The sequence below is a fragment of the Mangrovibacter phragmitis genome (assembly GCF_001655675.1).
GTDB lineage: Bacteria > Pseudomonadota > Gammaproteobacteria > Enterobacterales > Enterobacteriaceae > Mangrovibacter > Mangrovibacter phragmitis.
The window spans coordinates 309,710-325,480 of the sequence record NZ_LYRP01000001.1 but is presented as its reverse complement, the minus strand read 5'-3'; the positions used below and the strand labels follow the sequence as shown (position 1 = coordinate 325,480).

The following is a 15,771-nucleotide window of genomic DNA, read 5'->3' as shown; positions in this document are numbered from 1 at the left end:
AAATCAGCGATTGTCATTATCGATGCACACCTTGTTGTTTCTGTTGGATTATGTTCGCCTGTCATATAACGCTATCCCACAATAGGGGTAAAGAAGCTTGTCACGTTTGCCGATATTACCGTTAGAGCGATTAAAGGGCAGTCTGGTACCTTACTGGTGATAACTCATGGAGATGGATAGCGCGTGGTAAATCAGAATACGCCAAATTTTAAGGCGCACTTGTTAACCGGAAAACGCCTTATTCCTGTACTGATGGCGATTATCAGTATTATTGCTACAGTTCTCCTGACACAACTGGTCAGCACAATGTTGAGATTTGAAAACCAGACAGGGATATCAGCTCATATTTTGTCACAGGCAGAACGCGTGGCAAGTGAGTTAGATACAGCACAGCAGGTTGCCAGTAACAGCCCTTATCCCGAATGTACAGTCGATGATATTAACTTGTTGAGACGTTTAACGCTGGAATATGAGTTAGTACAGGATATTGGCCGGGTATGGCAAGGAAAAATAATTTGTACAGCGGGATGGGGTATTTTGAAGCATGCGACAGTATTGCCTGATACAGGGTATTACTCGCATATAGAAGGGCGTACTTTTTACCGCCATGTTGCAGATATGCTGCCAGTAAAGAAAACCAACAATCTGATTGTTAAAGGCAATACAGTAATATTTACCTCACCAGTAAATATTAAAATGCAGTATATGAGTGATTTAATGCTGGACTGGCATTTGGTTACCCGCAATGGCGCTTATGTATTTGATACATTTTCTACGCCTTCTCAGTCTGATAGCCATAACTGGTTGTCACTATTTACTCAGCGCTCACAACAACGTATCTGTAGTAAACAATTTGACTTGTGTGTTGAAACGACAACACAAAACAACGCGTTGACTGCTTTACCTTCAGGTGTATTGCTGGTGCTTGTCGTTCTGGGGGCAGGTGCTGGTTATTTAGCCGGATTTGCATTAATGGTGTGGGCAGGACGGATTAATTCTATCGATGCACGCCTGAAAAAAGCAGTTTTCTATCATCTTCTTCACCTGGAGTACCAACCGCAGTATCGCCTGTCTGATGAGTCTGTTGTTGGCGCAGAAGTGTTGGTGCGCTGGAAAGATGATGTCTATGGTAATGTTTCCCCAGAATTTTTTATCAAACTCGCTGAGCGCCTGGGTATTTATCGCCAGATTACCCGGTTTGTTATAGAGCAGTCACTGATGGATATGTCCGGGTTAATGGCGGAGCATCCTGATTTCACCCTGAGTATTAATGTAGGCAAGCACGATATTACAGACGCAACGTTCTTACCCTATCTTAATGCTATGGCTGACAATTCAGGCTGTTTGCGTCAACAGATTAAAATGGAAATAACAGAAAAAACAGATGTTAATTATAAAATTATTGCTGAGTCTGCGCGTGAGCTTCAGCAACTGGGGTATTTGGTGTCGTTAGATGATTTTGGGACAGGTGTGGCCAATATTCACTGGCTTACAGAAATTACTTTTGATGAAATTAAGCTCGATAAATATTTTGTCCGGGGATTGGGGGATGACTTTAAAAAAACGATGCTGGATGCATTGCTGAGCATTATTGTCCCGTTGAATAAAACTATAGTTTTCGAGGGTATTGAAACCCGTGAAGAAAAAGAGATTGTTCTGTCAGCCTATGCAACTGCCATTGGTCAGGGCTGGTACTATTCCCGAGCAGTGCCTGTCAATGAATTTATCAAGATCTACCATAATGCGCGCAAAGAGTGTCAGGAATCTGCAGGGGAGTAACTTGTTTTTTATTCTCGTATTTACTGTTTATTTTTTGTTAAAAATAAGAAAGTAATACATAAGATAAACATATAATTTAGTATGTTTATAATACTGCTTACTTTTGAAACTAAAAAAACCACGCAGATATGCCACGGATTTCACTGAATATATTCCCCGTGAATACCTTTTTGTTGTGTCACTGATCATTTTATGCTCTAACAAACAAAGGCACAGTGCCGATAAATCGGAATTATGGAAATGGACAATCAGGAAAAACTATGCGTATCGTACACAAGCTTCTTATTGCATTTGCAATTTCTATTATTTCCGTCATTGTTGTAGGTGTCTGGTCGTTGTCTGTATATAAAAGTTCGATAACCAGCTTTGACTACATTACTACGAATAGCCTCCCACGTATCAAACAGCTGCAAATCACCATTGATTTTCGTGAAAAAGCGCGTCGTGAAATTTATTTGTACTTGCTAAGCCATGATGATGCACTGATGAGCCAGCATAAACACGATGCACTTGATGCAATGAACCAGAGTATTGCAACACTCAAAAAGTATCGCAATGCGAGAGTCTCAGATAATAAAGATAAGCAAATGTCAGATAAAAACCTCGCCATTATGGCGAGTTATATGCAAGTGCTTAATGACTTATTCACTGCCAATGAGTCGGTTGGCCAGGCTGCCGCTGTGTCGATGTTGAAAAGCGGTGGTGACATGGCGAAAATGTCCGATGAATTAACCCGTGGGCTTAATCAGCAGATCCAATATAATTACCAGCATGCCGAAGCATTCAGTGTTGCTAATCATGAAAAATTTAATACAACGATTATCATGCTGGCAGTCTTTATCGTGTTATCTGTTGCTGTCAGTACAATATTGTCCTTTTTCGTACTGCGTTATATCGCCGTTTCTTTACGTTCGTTCAGTGACAAAATCAGTACTATCAGTCATGAACTGGATTTGACCCAATCTGTCACTGTCCGCCGGCGTGATGAAATTGGCCTGGCGGCGTTAAGTTTCAATGCGCTGGTCGAGAAAATGGCTCAGGTATTAAGCCAGGTAAAATCTTCCTCGCGCCTGGTGGATACCGCGGCGCACGAAATTGCGGCCAGTAATGATGATCTGTCATCCCGTACTGAAGCACAGGCCGCTTCTCTGGAAGAAACCGCCGCCAGTATGAATCAGTTGTCAGCGACAGTACAAAGCAATGTGGAAACTACGCGTAATGCTGACCAACTGATGCACCAGGTACATAAATTAGTGCATAACACGAGTAATGAATTAGGCGGGCTTAAAGAAACTATCGATGACATTGCTGTTTCTTCGGCAAAAATATCCGAAATCACGGCAATTATTGAAGGGATTGCCTTTCAGACCAATATTCTGGCTTTAAATGCTGCAGTAGAGGCTGCGCGGGCAGGTGAGCATGGCAAGGGCTTTGCGGTTGTTGCTGGAGAAGTTCGCACTTTATCACAACGTTCTTCCGGTGCAGCGCGCGATATCAAAGTGCTGATAGATGCAGCTTTGCAGAAAGTGACCCTCGGTGTGAAATATACCCAGCAGGTGGCTGATAAAATGACAGAAGCGACCAGCGCGGTCAGTGAAACCAAAGATTTGATAAACCAGGTCTCACACTCTTCGACAGAGCAAAGCCATGGCATAAGCCAGGTAAATATCGCGGTTAACCAGATGGAAGGCGTACTGCAACAGAATGCTGCAATGGTAGAGCAAATGGCTGCTGCAGCTAATTCACTGCGAGGGCAGGCTGGTGAGTTACTGGCCGATGTCGATGTCTTTGTGGTCAGTGAACAGGTACCCTCTGCACGATTAATCGCACTGGCTTAGCCTCAGCGCCGACACGTTGTACGCTAATAAAACGAGTCGCAAAACGGGCCTCCATACTTTGTGGGCCCGTTTCATTTCAGCCCTGCCTAAAATACTTGCTTATAAGGTTTAACGTCCACTTTCTGATAAACACCTGCCGCAACATAAGGGTCGTCATTTGCCCAGGCCTGTGCTTCTTCCAGCGATGAAAACTCCGCAATGACTGTGGAACCAGTGAAACCAGCCTGACCCGGGTCATTACTGTCAACAGCAGGCATAGGTCCGGCGGTAACTAAACGGCCTTCATCACGCAACAACTGCAAACGCGCCAGGTGGGCAGGGCGCACCGACATCCGTTTATCCAGTGAGTTGGCTACATCCTCAGCATAAATCACGTAAAGCACAGCAAGGCTCCTTATCAGAGACGAAAGTAAAACTACGGTAAGTGAATCATTCCGCAGGTGCAACGAAAATGTCATACATATTCGGTTATAAAGCCGATATTTTGCTCAACACCGGGGAAATTACGCCTGTCTGGTACCTGCTTGTTGAATATGATTGCTATTTGCATTTAAAATTGGCTTTTAGCGCTATTAACCGGATAACTGATGAGCTCGATGACACTTGACTTTCCTCGCCGTTTCCCATGGCCCGCATTGCTTTCGGTAGTGATACATGGCGCTGTACTGGCAGGTATTCTGTATACTTCAATGCATCAGGTCACTGAGCTGCCTTCACCGGCACAGCCCATTTCTGTTACCATGGTAAACCCGGCAGATTTAGCGGCACCTGCCCCAGCCCCACAAGTTGTCCAGCCAGAGTCGGAGCCAGTTGTTGAGCCGGTGCCTGAAGCGCCGAAAGAGGCCCCGGTTGTTATTCATAAGCCAAAGCCAAAACCCAAACCGAAACCAGCTAAAAAGGTAGAGCACCGCAAAGAGCCGGTTAAAACGGTCGAAAAACCGGTTGAGCAGAAAGCGCCTCCTCAGGACAACCCTTTTACAGGTAATGTTGCTCCACGCGCATCTTCTGTACAGAACTCGACGGCAAATACGGCCCCGCCAAACACAGCGCCTCGTGGCCCTAAAGCTTTATCACGCACCCAGCCTCAATACCCGTCACGCGCTTTTGCACTGCGCATTGAAGGTAATGTTCGGGTTAAATTTGATGTAGCTGCTGATGGGAGTGTGGAGAATATTCGAATTTTATCCGCCAAACCTGCCAATATGTTTGAGCGTGATGTGCGTCAGGCCATGCGCCACTGGCGTTATGAAAGTGGTCGCCCAGGGAAAGACCTGGTAGTGAACATTATTTTCAGGATTAATGGCGGCGCATCTATGGAGTGATGCGCCAGTTGTATCACGCTCAAGGTAATGGGCGTGGTTTCCCCTGGTTATCTACTGCGACATAAATAAACAGTGCTTCTGTGGCCCGGTAGCGTTGGCCAATCGGCTCTGATGAAACTTTTTTCACCCACACTTCAACATTGATACTGATAGAAGTCGTTCCACGTTTCACACAGCGAGCATAGCAACAGACAACATCGCCCACCGCGACAGGACGCAGGAATGTCATCCCTTCCACACGCACAGTTACCACGCGTCCCTGGCCAATTTCTTTGGCAAGTATCGCGCCCCCCATATCCATTTGTGACATTAACCAGCCGCCGAAAATATCGCCGTTAGCATTCGTATCTGCTGGCATTGCCAGGGTGCGTAAAACTAAATCGCCCTGAGGGGCATCACTTTGTGTGGTCATTTGTTATTCCTTGATCACGCATTTTCATTGTTATCTGTGATGCAACACCAAAAACATGTCCCTGAGGCAGTTCAGGGTGTGCAGGACATTGTAGCGTGAAAACCGGGAAACAACCCAGAAGGATTGCTTCTGGATTTGTCACCTTATGCTACCGGGCTTCGCCAGTAAAATGAGATACCTTTATGCTGGGTAATAAACAACACTGCCTCATTCCAGTTTTTCCCTTTCAGAACTTCAGTAATGCAACGCATTGCATTAAGGCAATCGAGACCGCACCATGTATGATAATCGTCCTGTTCTGTGGCCATGTAAGTCAATGATGCAGAGAACATGTTTTTACCTTCATTGTCACACTCCCGATGGCATACCAGACGGATGCGAAACCATGCTACTGTGAGTTCTTCAGCGATAAATTCTGCGGCGATAGCAATCAGAGCATTAGTTTCTTTGTTGCCGTCAACCCACTGATATTGCTCAGCTCTGTCTGAATTGGGTAACTGGTCTTTGAAAATATCCGCATTCATAGTTATGTTTCCTGGGTTATCAGGATAATTATCGGCGCAGGGGAGAAAACCATAAGCTGCTGGTGGGAACAAAATGTATTTGTGTGAGCTGTGTACCTGTTAATTGACAATGTAGTCTGGCTAATGTTATTAAAATAATATAATAATCATGCTGTTATCATTTTTTTGACTCGGTTATCCAGAATATTCCACCATTCTGATTGGTTGTTTTTTGTGCTCTTTGTGATATTATTTACCGGTTGTCACATTTACTGAGGTTTATATGGAAAACGAGCTAAGCCCCACCGTTCTGGCTTTTGAATATCTTCGTCGGGAAAAAGAAAATTTAACTCCTGCACAATTTCTTAAACGTTTTAAACAACTGCAACTTGAGTTTGCTGACCTGATGGAGCTTTCTTACATCGAATTGCAGGAAGAAATTGTATTTGCTCACCGGTTGGGTATTCACTAATTTTCCAGTTCGCGCTTTGCTGTAGTGTTATACATGCTGTAGTTAAGCGAGAAGGGCTTATCACACAAGGCAAAGGGGGAAGAGTTGCTACAGACAACGCACTGTTTAGTGATTCATCCATGTTGCCTGCTACTGAAACCACTGCAATGCGGTGGTTTTTTGTATTTGAAGTCTTTACATCCAGCAAAAGCGCAGCGGGGCCTGGCCTTGTAGTTGATTTGTTGATTTGTTGATTTGTTGATGGCGCCATGCTGGCGCCAGCGGTACTAATTCTCTTCGTGTGGCATATGGCGGTAAATATACAGGCCACTTAATAATGTGAATACCAGAGTCAGTGCGGTCAGACCAAATACTTTAAAGTTAACCCAGACATTTTCAGGTAACCAAAAGGCGATATAAATATTCGCCAACCCGCACAGGATGAAAAACAACGCCCAGGCATAATTAAGCCGTTTCCAAACCACCTGAGGCAACGTCAGCTCTTTACCTAACATGCTCTGGATCAGTGGTCTGTTCATTACCCACTGGCTGACCAGAAGCGCCCCGGCAAACAGTACATAAATAACGGTTACTTTCCACTTGATAAACTCAACGTTGTGAAAAGCGATAGTTAACCCACCAAACACGGCAACCAGGATGAAGGTGACCAGTGTCATTTTCTCAAGCTTGCGAAACTTATACCAACTGTAAACCAGAGCGAGTGCTGTTGCGGCAATCAATGCACCTGATGCGACATAAATGTCATACAGCTTATAAAAAGCAAAAAAGACAATCAGGGGAAGAAAATCAAGGAACTGCTTCATAAAGGCTTCCGTAATCGAAAATGACCTGCCACATGGCAGGCCGGTTGAAGACTTACTGACGGATCAGCATGTACAGGCGGTACAGGTAAATAAGCAACAATGCCGACAGCAGATTACTGATAGTATTGACGGTAATAGCACCACCGGTTGGCGTCAAGGCTGCAAACGTGCTGGAAAACAGCAACAGTGCTGTTTTGGCAACCAGCCAGCCAATAATCGCGGGGGCAACCAGGCGCATATTTGCCCAGCACAGACGGCTACTGGAACGTAATGCCGCAAAGATACCTGTTTTATCCTCAACCAGGTGTACCGGAGCCATAGACAGAACAATCGCGAGAATAACACCCGGAACAATAATCGCCATAATCCCAATCTGCACAGCGAATGTGGTGATAAAAATCAACACGAGCATCCGTGGCATTAAAGGAGCAGAAAGGCCAATTGCATGCAAGGCACTGACGCGCTGCCCGGCTGAAACCAGTTTCACCAGAGTCAGCAAACTGGCGGCAAGAATGGCATTAGCAATCAGACCTGAAAACGTCGTTGCTGCAGATGCTTTTAACAGCGTTTGTTGCTGCTCAGGTGTCATATTCTGAATCAGCTCGAAAAACCCCTGGCTACCCTTAAGATTATCACCCTGTAACATTGCCGCCATCTGGTCTTCATTAGGGTAAAACGCATGCCCTAATGCTACAGCAACAAATGCGCAAAGCAGGGCAATCAGAAGGATGGAGACAAACTGATTACGGAAAAAATTACCTGTGTCACGGTAAACAGAACCTGCCGTGATTGTCATGCACTCTCCTTGAGTTGGTGTCAGGATGAAAATGCTGGCGATTGTACACCGCTCAAGGTGGGATGTCAGTCACATCCCCTGTAAAGGAATGTTGTCGGAACATTTTGTGGGTAAGTTGGCGTCTGTTTATCCTGTCCTGACTTCATAATTACTGTATAAACCCGCTGGTAACAAGCGGGTTACACAGTAGTTTGCCTGAATCATATGAAAATTGATCCAAAACAAATTCATTGTTTTTAACGAAATAGATGCAAATTAACATGGATCAATGAATGTCGAAATATCTGACAAAGTGTGACCAATGTTGGATCAAAAAAGGAAAATGTGAAGGTATAGTCAGGCCGCTGATAAAAACTTACAAAGGATATGGGTATGAAAAAGTTAACAGTGGCACTACTGGCATTGAGTTGTTTTTCCGGAATGGTGAGCGCACATGAAGCGGGCGAATTCTTCGTCCGAGCTGGTAGCGCCACTGTTCGTCCAACCTCAGGGTCAGATAACGTACTCGGGTTGGGTGGCTTTAATGTCAGTAACAACACGCAACTGGGTATGACATTTACCTATATGGCGACTGACAACGTGGGGATTGAATTGCTTGCCGCGACGCCTTTTCGCCACAAAGTTGGTCTTGCGCCGACAGGCACTATAGCAACCGTACACCAACTGCCACCTACATTGATGGCTCAATGGTACTTCGGTGACAGGCAAAGCAAGCTGCGCCCTTATCTTGGTGCCGGGGTGAACTACACCACGTTCTTCAATAATAAATTTAACCAAACAGGTAAGGATGACGGGTTATCTGACCTGAGCCTGAAAGATTCCTGGGGCCTTGCAGGGCAGGCAGGGGTGGATTACCTGATTAACAAAAACTGGTTGGTGAATATGTCTGTTTGGTATATGGATATTGACACCACTGTGAAATTTAAAGCAGGTGACCAGCAAGAAAGCATTAAAACACGTATTGACCCGTGGGTATTTATGTTCTCTGCGGGCTACCGTTTCTGACAGCACACCGCTGGCTGACTTTGTGGAAGGGCGTTCCCTCCACATTACAAAAATAGTATGCAGCAAGTGTTCACGGCATGCTGTTTTTATCAAGGTACCAAACAAAAACACCAGCCTGATACCTTCCAGGCTGGTGTTTTATTCTCTTGAACCTTTTTACATCATGCTGAACGCACTCGAATGGGCGTAGTGAATGGATTAACTGCGCGTTGCGGCTTTCATCACTGTAACAAACTCACTCAGCGCCTTGAGCATTTCCACAGGTTTATCCAGGTGTTTTTCAATTATCTTCACCACAGCAGACCCGGAAATAGCGCCAGCAGCACCTGCCTTGATGGCATCTGTCACCTGAGACGGTTCGGAAATACCAAAGCCTTGCAGAGGTGGTACGGCATGGTATTCAGCCAGTTTTTCCACCAAATGATGTACAGGCAGGCTGGCACGTTGTTCCGCTCCTGTAACACCTGCGCGGGACAAAAGATAGGTATAACCACGCCCGTAGGAGGCTATCTGGCGTAGCAGGTCATCATCAGCATTGGGGGGACAGATAAAAATAGGCGCGATATTGTGGCGCAATGCCGCCTGACGAAATGGCGCGGACTCTTCAACAGGAACATCAGCAACCAGAACCGAATCAACTCCCACTTCTTTGCATCGAGCGTAGAAATTATCAATACCAGGGCTGTAGATCAGGTTAGCATACATCAGTAGCCCAATTGGAATATCCGGGTGCTTCTGGCGAATCATTGCCAGCATTTCAAAACACTGCGCAGGGGTGACGTTGGCCGCAAATGCGCGCAAAGCCGCACCCTGAATCGTGGGGCCATCGGCCAGAGGATCAGAAAAAGGAATACCTAACTCAAGTGCATCAGCACCCGCTTCAACCAGTGTGTCGATAATCTTGAGTGACTGCTCAACACCCGGGTCTCCCAGGGTAACAAAGGGAACAAATGCGCCTTCGTTGCGGGATTTCAATGTTGAAAAAAGCGTATCATAGCGTTCCATCAAATTTCCCCCCGGGATTTCAGAATATCGTGAACCGTGAAAATGTCTTTATCCCCGCGGCCTGACAAGTTAACAACCAGTAATTGTTCTTTATCCGGGTTTTGCTTGACCATTTTGAGCGCCCATGCCAGTGCATGTGACGATTCCAGTGCCGGGATAATGCCTTCATGACGGCTCAGCTCTTTAAACGCGTCCAGCGCTTCATCGTCAGTAATAGAGACATAATCTGCGCGGCCAGTGCTGTTAAGAAATGCATGCTGCGGCCCAACTGACGGGAAGTCCAGCCCGGCAGAAATAGAGTATGACTCTTCAATTTGCCCTTCATCCGTTTGCATCATCGGTGATTTCATACCGAAATAGATGCCCACTCGCCCGTGTTTGAGTGGCGCACCATGTTCACCTGTTTCGATACCATGGCCGGCAGGCTCAACACCAATCAGGCTGACACTGGTTTCGTCAATAAAATCTGCAAACATACCAATGGCGTTGGAACCACCACCTACACAGGCGATAACGGCATCTGGCAGGCGACCTTCTTTTTCAAGAATTTGCGCCCGGGTTTCTTCGCCAATCATGCGCTGGTATTCGCGGACAATAGTTGGATAAGGATGAGGGCCCGCGGCAGTACCCAGCATATAGTGCGCGGTTTCATAACTACCAGACCAGTCACGCAGTGCTTCGTTACAGGCATCTTTGAGGGTTGATGACCCGGAATGGACAGGGATAACTTCAGCACCCATTAAACGCATACGAAAAACATTCGGAGCCTGGCGCTCAACGTCCTTTGCACCCATATAGATTCGGCATTTCAGACCAAGCAGTGCACTGGCGAGCGCGGATGCCACACCGTGTTGCCCGGCACCTGTCTCAGCAATGATTTCGGTTTTGCCCATGCGTTTGGCGAGCAGAGCCTGGCCCAGAACCTGGTTTGTTTTATGTGCGCCGCCATGCAGCAAATCTTCACGTTTAAGGTACAGAGTGGTTTTGGTTCCCGCAGTCAGATTACGACAGCGGGTAAGGGCAGTGGGGCGCCCGGCATAATTTTTCAGCAAATCAGTAAACTGCGCCTGGAACTCAGGGTCACTTTGCGCACTGACAAACGCTTCTTCAAGCTGGCGTAATGCTGGCATCAGTATTTGCGGAACGTACATTCCGCCGAATTCACCAAAATACGGGTTTAATAAAGTTGTCATGTTTGTTGTATTCCTTAACTACCGGGCTCTTCCCGGTGAATGCATTCGGGCAACACTGGCGTTAGTAGGCGCGTAAGGTGCGAAATGCAGCGGCAATCTTCTCGTGATCTTTAACGCCCGGTTGAGATTCAACCCCTGAGTTAAAATCAAGACCGACACAACCTGCTTTGGCTGCTTCAACGCAGTTGTCTGCACTTAGCCCACCGGCCAGCATCACGTTACTCAGGTCCTGGCCTTGTAACAGTGACCAGTCAAAAGAGTGCCCCGTTCCACCCTGACCATTATCGAAAACATAGCGTGTGATGTGGTCAAACTGGCGTTTCGGGAGCGAATCACCAACGCTCAATGCTTTCCAGATAGCAATGTCAGCAGGTAAGGCCTGATGCAATGCATCAATATATTGCTGGTTTTCGTTACCATGAAGCTGAACAGCAGAAAGTTTCAGTTGTGCAGCCAGCGTACTGAGCTTATCTACAGGTTCGTCGCGAAACACCCCGACATAGCGTAGAGGGGCGCCAGACATGACAAGTCGTGCCTGTTCAGCGGTGACAGCACGCGGCGAACCTGATACAAAAATCAACCCGCCATAGACAGCGCCCGCGCGGTATGCCGCCGATGCATCCTCTGGACGAGTCAGTCCACATACTTTATTTTCGCCCAGTAACACCCGGCGTACAGCAGTGTTCAGGTCTGTTTCACCCATCAGCGCGGAGCCAATCAGGAAACCGTTGGCATAATGGCTCAGTTCGCGAATGTGGGCATAGGTATGAATGCCGGATTCGCTGATAACTGTCACTCCACTACCCAGTTGTGGGGCGAGAGTTCTTGTACGGTTCAGGTCAATGGACAGGTCACGCAAGTCGCGATTATTAATGCCCACCACCCGAGCCTCAAGATGAATGGCGCGCGCCAGTTCCTCTTCATTACTCACTTCGGTCAGAACGCCCATATTTAAGCTGTGCGCGACTGCGGCCAGGCTACGATACTGTTCGTCATTGAGGACAGACAGCATTAACAGGCAGGCATCAGCCTGATAAAAACGAGCCAGATAAATCTGATATGGGTCGATGATAAAATCTTTACACAGAACTGGCTGTGTAACGGCACTGCTGACCTGGGGTAAAAAATCGAAGTTACCCTGGAAATATTTTTCATCAGTCAGAACTGAAATAGCTGAAGCATAATGCTTATAGACGCCCGCGATAGCCACAGGGTCAAAATCTTCGCGAATCAGTCCTTTTGATGGAGATGCCTTTTTACACTCCAGAATAAATGCAGTTTTCGCGCCAGCAAGGGCATGGTAAAAATCACGCGTACTCGGTTGTATATCATTCTGGAATGAAGTCAGTGGTTGTTGTTGTTTGCGTTGTTCTACCCAAATCGCCTTATCTGCGACGATTTTTGCTAATACGGTTTCCATCTCTTACCCTCTTGCAGCCAGTGCAGTAACGCGCTGATAAGCCTCGCCACTGCGCAATACAGCCAGTGCTTTACTGGCGTTAACACGGAGGTCTTCTTCGCCAAACAGCCGCATCAAAAGTGCGACATTGGCAGCAACAGCCGCTTCTTGAGCAGCCGTACCTTTACCTTGTAACAGACGCGCCAGAATGTCACGGTTTTCTTCTGGTGTGCCACCGGACAGTTCTTCTTTGGCATAAGGGGTTAACCCAAAGTCACTTGCCTGTAGTGTATAACTGCTTACTTTACCGTCTTTCAGCTCAGCCACCTGGACTGCGGCATGTAATGACACTTCATCCATTCCGCCGCTGTGTACCACTGCCGCACGTTGATAACCCAGCACTTTGAGAGTTTCCGCAATAGGCAGAACCAGTTCAGGGCTGTACACGCCAATCAGCGCCAGTGGTGGGTGCGCCGGGTTGATCAGTGGCCCCAACACGTTGAACAGTGTGCGTGTTTTCAGTTGCTGGCGTACTGGCATGGCATGGCGAAATCCTGTGTGGTAAAGCGGCGCGAACAGGAAACAGACGCCCAATTCATCCAGTGACTGGCGTGATGCCTCAGCCGTCATGTCCAGTTTAATACCAAAAGCCGCCAGCAAATCAGAAGAACCTGAACGGCTCGATACGCTCCGGTTGCCATGTTTAGCAACCTTCAGCCCACAAGCTGCAGCGACAAATGCACTGGCCGTGGATATGTTGATGCTGTTACTGCCATCACCACCTGTCCCAACGATATCTGCGAAGGGGTAATCAGGGCGAGGAAATGGCTGTGCATTATCCAGCAGTGCATTGGCTGCACCCGCGATTTCATCAGGGTGCTCACCACGAACTTTCATACTTATCAGGGCGGCGGCCAGTTGGCTTTGCTCCAGTTCGCCGCGCACAATCGCACTGAATAACTGCTGACTTTCCTGTTGGCTGAGTACCTGAGCCTGGAAAAGTTTTTCAAGAATCGTTTGCATGTCAGGCTCCTTTATTTGCTGAGCGCCCAGGCCAGCGTCTGTTCCAGCAGACGTGCGCCCTGTGTTGTCAGAATAGATTCAGGATGAAACTGGAAACCGCACACACGGTCTGTATCGTGGCGCACCGCCATGACCATCCCTGCATAGCTGGCGCTGACAGTCAATGTAGCGGGTATTTTGCTACCGACCAGTGAGTGATAACGGGCAACCGGCAATGGATTTGGCAGGTCATGAAACATGGCCATACCATCATGTTCTATGGATGAGGCTTTACCGTGGAGAATTTCTCCCGCCTGGCCTACATAGCCGCCATAAGCTTCGACAATGGCCTGGTGCCCAAGGCAGATACCAATAATAGGTAATTCACCACGCATCCGTTGCAACAGCTCTGGCATACAGCCTGCTTCAGATGGTGCGCCAGGTCCTGGTGAAAGCATTAATATCGGATTAGTGAGTTCAGCCAGCCGGGCGATAATCGTGTCAGCGGGTACCTGGTTACGGTAAATCACAACGTGATGGCCGTTGGCACGCAACTGGTCAACCAGGTTGTAGGTAAATGAATCAACGTTATCAAGTAGTAAGATATCGGCCATCAGAACATCTCCTTCGCCTGGTGTGCGGCAGCAATGGCGCGCAACACCGCGCGTGCCTTATTACGAGTTTCATCGGCTTCAGATTGCGGAATGGAATCAAGCACCACACCAGCACCAGCCTGCACGGTAGCAATTCCGTCTTCGACCCAGGCGGAACGAATCACAATACAGGTATCAAGATCGCCGTGTGCGGTGAAATACCCAACTGCACCACCATAGCTGCCTCGGCGGGTGCCTTCGGCATCGGCAATTAATTGCATCGCGCGTACTTTTGGGGCGCCACTCAGTGTCCCCATATTCATACAGGCGCGATAGGCATGCAGCACATCTAAATCTTCTCGCAACTCGCCAACGACTCGGGAAACCAGATGCATAACAAAGGAATAGCGGTCAACTTTTGTCAGGTCAGCCACATAGCGAGACCCTGGAGTACAAATCCGGGCCAGATCGTTACGGGCAAGGTCAACCAGCATCAGGTGCTCGGACAGCTCTTTATGATCAGTGCGCATTTCCAGCTCAATACGGCTGTCCAGATCATTATCCAGCGAGCCATCGGCTTTGCGCCCTCTGGGGCGGGTACCAGCAATGGGGTAGATTTCAATCTGACGGTCAGTCGCGTCGTATTTGAGGGAGCTTTCAGGTGAGGCACCAAACAGTGTGAAATCCTCATCCTGCATAAAGAACATATAAGGGCTGGGGTTACTTTTCTTCAGTGTCTGATATGCCGCCAGTGAAGAAGGGCAAGGCAGTGTGAAGCGGCGCGAGGGAACAACCTGGAAGATTTCCCCAGCCCGAATCGCCTGCTGCATTTGGCTCACTACCGCACCATAGGCTTCGTCACTCTGGTTACAACTCAATTCCATGGACTCGATTTTTTGTACCGGTACGGCAGGTGGCGCTTCCTGCATCTGTTTTTGTAACTGGCTGATGCGTTGAGTGAGCCGTTGGTGTTCAGCCGCAGAGTCAGTAAACAGGCTCGCCTGAATACGCGTTGATTTCTTTTGGTGATCGATAACCAGAAGTGTTTCCGCCAGGTAAAAACAGTAGTCGGGGCAGCGTTGGTCCTGGCGCAGATGCGGAAGATTTTCGAATCCGGCAACCAGGTCATAAGCAAACAAACCACCAAAGAACATGGCTTCGCGCTCATCTTGTGGGACACTTACCAGTGTCAGCATCAGGCGCAACGCATCAAATACAGATAATGCTTTCAGACGGGCATCTTCATCCATCACAGCGGTGACTTCAGGAAAACGCAATTCACGCCCGTCAGGGTGCGCTACCGACTCTACTTCCGCTGGTAACGCTTTATCCAGTAAGGGTAATAATGCACAGCCATTGGCTGATAACGCTTTAATGGTCACCACGTTTTCGAAGGCAGTGATGCGCAAGGCACTGTCGACAAGCAGCAGGCTTTTTAAATCGTTCTTGCTGGCAATATCTGCCGATTCAAGTAACAGAGAAGAAGGCCGGGCGCCGCAGATTTGGTGAAACAGTGCGGTCGGGTTATCACGATATGGTCCTTCCTGAGCGAGAAGTGTTAAAGCTGGTTTGGTTGTTTGCATGGTGCGTTCTCATTATTTTGTTCAAAAAAAAACCCGCTTAGTGCGGGCTGTGGTATCTGTTTTGCC

15 protein-coding genes, 1 pseudogene and 1 other annotated feature (1 of these 17 running past the window's edge) are annotated in these 15,771 nt (G+C 47.6%); of the genes and pseudogenes, 6 read left to right on the top strand and 10 right to left on the bottom strand.

What is annotated here, in order from left to right; genetic code table 11:
• The first annotated feature begins 183 nt into the window (after window positions 1-183).
• Window positions 184-1,779, top strand: coding sequence for an EAL domain-containing protein (locus A9B99_RS01415; protein ID WP_064593944.1), 1,596 nt, complete (start codon window positions 184-186; stop codon window positions 1,777-1,779).
• A 260-nt stretch (window positions 1,780-2,039) separates the two neighbouring features.
• Window positions 2,040-3,617 carry a methyl-accepting chemotaxis protein gene (locus tag A9B99_RS01410; protein ID WP_064593942.1) on the top strand — a complete coding sequence of 526 codons (1,578 nt, stop codon included), beginning with the start codon at window positions 2,040-2,042 and terminating at the stop codon, window positions 3,615-3,617.
• Between the two features lie 86 nt (window positions 3,618-3,703).
• Here the strand turns inward: A9B99_RS01410 and A9B99_RS01405 are convergent, their stop codons facing one another.
• On the bottom strand, window positions 3,704-4,000 hold the full coding sequence (locus A9B99_RS01405; RefSeq protein WP_064593940.1) for a YciI family protein: 297 nt from the start codon (window positions 3,998-4,000) through the stop codon (window positions 3,704-3,706).
• 68 nt (window positions 4,001-4,068) lie between these two features.
• Between A9B99_RS01405 and A9B99_RS23710 the strand changes: the two genes are divergently transcribed.
• Both A9B99_RS23710 and A9B99_RS01400 read left to right on the top strand, forming a co-directional pair.
• On the top strand, window positions 4,069-4,224 hold the full coding sequence (locus A9B99_RS23710) for a hypothetical protein (protein WP_156518967.1): 156 nt from the start codon (window positions 4,069-4,071) through the stop codon (window positions 4,222-4,224).
• On the top strand, window positions 4,214-4,939 hold the full coding sequence (locus tag A9B99_RS01400) for an energy transducer TonB (RefSeq protein ID WP_064593938.1): 726 nt from the start codon (window positions 4,214-4,216) through the stop codon (window positions 4,937-4,939). The genes A9B99_RS23710 and A9B99_RS01400 overlap by 11 nt, the downstream gene beginning before the upstream one ends.
• A 19-nt stretch (window positions 4,940-4,958) precedes the next feature.
• Here A9B99_RS01400 and yciA read toward each other — a convergent pair whose 3' ends face one another.
• Window positions 4,959-5,351 (bottom strand): acyl-CoA thioester hydrolase YciA, encoded by a 393-nt coding sequence (yciA, locus tag A9B99_RS01395; RefSeq protein WP_036105361.1) that lies wholly within the window; start codon window positions 5,349-5,351, stop codon window positions 4,959-4,961.
• 143 nt (window positions 5,352-5,494) lie between these two features.
• Complete coding sequence (locus A9B99_RS01390; protein ID WP_064593936.1) at window positions 5,495-5,875, bottom strand: hypothetical protein; 381 nt, start codon at window positions 5,873-5,875, stop codon at window positions 5,495-5,497.
• 262 nt (window positions 5,876-6,137) lie between these two features.
• Here A9B99_RS01390 and A9B99_RS01385 point away from each other — a divergent pair, with 262 nt between their 5' ends.
• Window positions 6,138-6,326 carry a YdiH family protein gene (locus A9B99_RS01385; protein WP_036105367.1) on the top strand — a complete coding sequence of 63 codons (189 nt, stop codon included), beginning with the start codon at window positions 6,138-6,140 and terminating at the stop codon, window positions 6,324-6,326.
• Between the two features lie 266 nt (window positions 6,327-6,592).
• Here A9B99_RS01385 and A9B99_RS01380 read toward each other — a convergent pair whose 3' ends face one another.
• Together A9B99_RS01380 and A9B99_RS01375 are read right to left on the bottom strand one after the other, a co-directional pair.
• On the bottom strand, window positions 6,593-7,129 hold the full coding sequence (locus A9B99_RS01380; protein ID WP_064593934.1) for a septation protein A: 537 nt from the start codon (window positions 7,127-7,129) through the stop codon (window positions 6,593-6,595).
• A 52-nt stretch (window positions 7,130-7,181) separates the two neighbouring features.
• Window positions 7,182-7,925, bottom strand: a complete 744-nt coding sequence (locus tag A9B99_RS01375) for a YciC family protein (RefSeq protein ID WP_064593933.1) — start codon at window positions 7,923-7,925, stop codon at window positions 7,182-7,184.
• A 372-nt stretch (window positions 7,926-8,297) separates the two neighbouring features.
• Here A9B99_RS01375 and ompW point away from each other — a divergent pair, with 372 nt between their 5' ends.
• Window positions 8,298-8,930, top strand: a complete 633-nt coding sequence (gene ompW / locus A9B99_RS01370; RefSeq protein ID WP_064593932.1) for an outer membrane protein OmpW — start codon at window positions 8,298-8,300, stop codon at window positions 8,928-8,930.
• A 198-nt stretch (window positions 8,931-9,128) separates the two neighbouring features.
• On the opposite strand, the gene trpA is transcribed toward ompW, so the two are convergent.
• The 5 genes and pseudogenes from trpA to A9B99_RS01340 form a co-directional block, all read right to left on the bottom strand.
• On the bottom strand, window positions 9,129-9,935 hold the full coding sequence (gene trpA, locus A9B99_RS01365; protein ID WP_064593930.1) for a tryptophan synthase subunit alpha: 807 nt from the start codon (window positions 9,933-9,935) through the stop codon (window positions 9,129-9,131).
• Window positions 9,935-11,128 (bottom strand): tryptophan synthase subunit beta, encoded by a 1,194-nt coding sequence (gene trpB, locus A9B99_RS01360; RefSeq protein ID WP_064593928.1) that lies wholly within the window; start codon window positions 11,126-11,128, stop codon window positions 9,935-9,937. Before trpB ends, trpA begins: the two co-directional genes overlap by 1 nt.
• Window positions 11,129-11,189: 61 nt before the next feature.
• Window positions 11,190-12,548: a bifunctional indole-3-glycerol-phosphate synthase TrpC/phosphoribosylanthranilate isomerase TrpF gene (trpCF, locus tag A9B99_RS01355; protein ID WP_064593926.1), complete on the bottom strand. Its 1,359-nt coding sequence runs from the start codon at window positions 12,546-12,548 to the stop codon at window positions 11,190-11,192.
• Between the two features lie 3 nt (window positions 12,549-12,551).
• Window positions 12,552-14,143: pseudogene (trpD, locus tag A9B99_RS24100) on the bottom strand (bifunctional anthranilate synthase glutamate amidotransferase component TrpG/anthranilate phosphoribosyltransferase TrpD).
• Window positions 14,143-15,705, bottom strand: a complete 1,563-nt coding sequence (locus tag A9B99_RS01340; protein ID WP_064593920.1) for an anthranilate synthase component 1 — start codon at window positions 15,703-15,705, stop codon at window positions 14,143-14,145. The pseudogene trpD and the gene A9B99_RS01340 overlap by 1 nt, the downstream one beginning before the upstream one ends.
• A gap of 23 nt (window positions 15,706-15,728) precedes the next feature.
• Window positions 15,729-15,771: a sequence feature (Trp leader region), on the bottom strand; it runs 53 nt beyond the window's last position.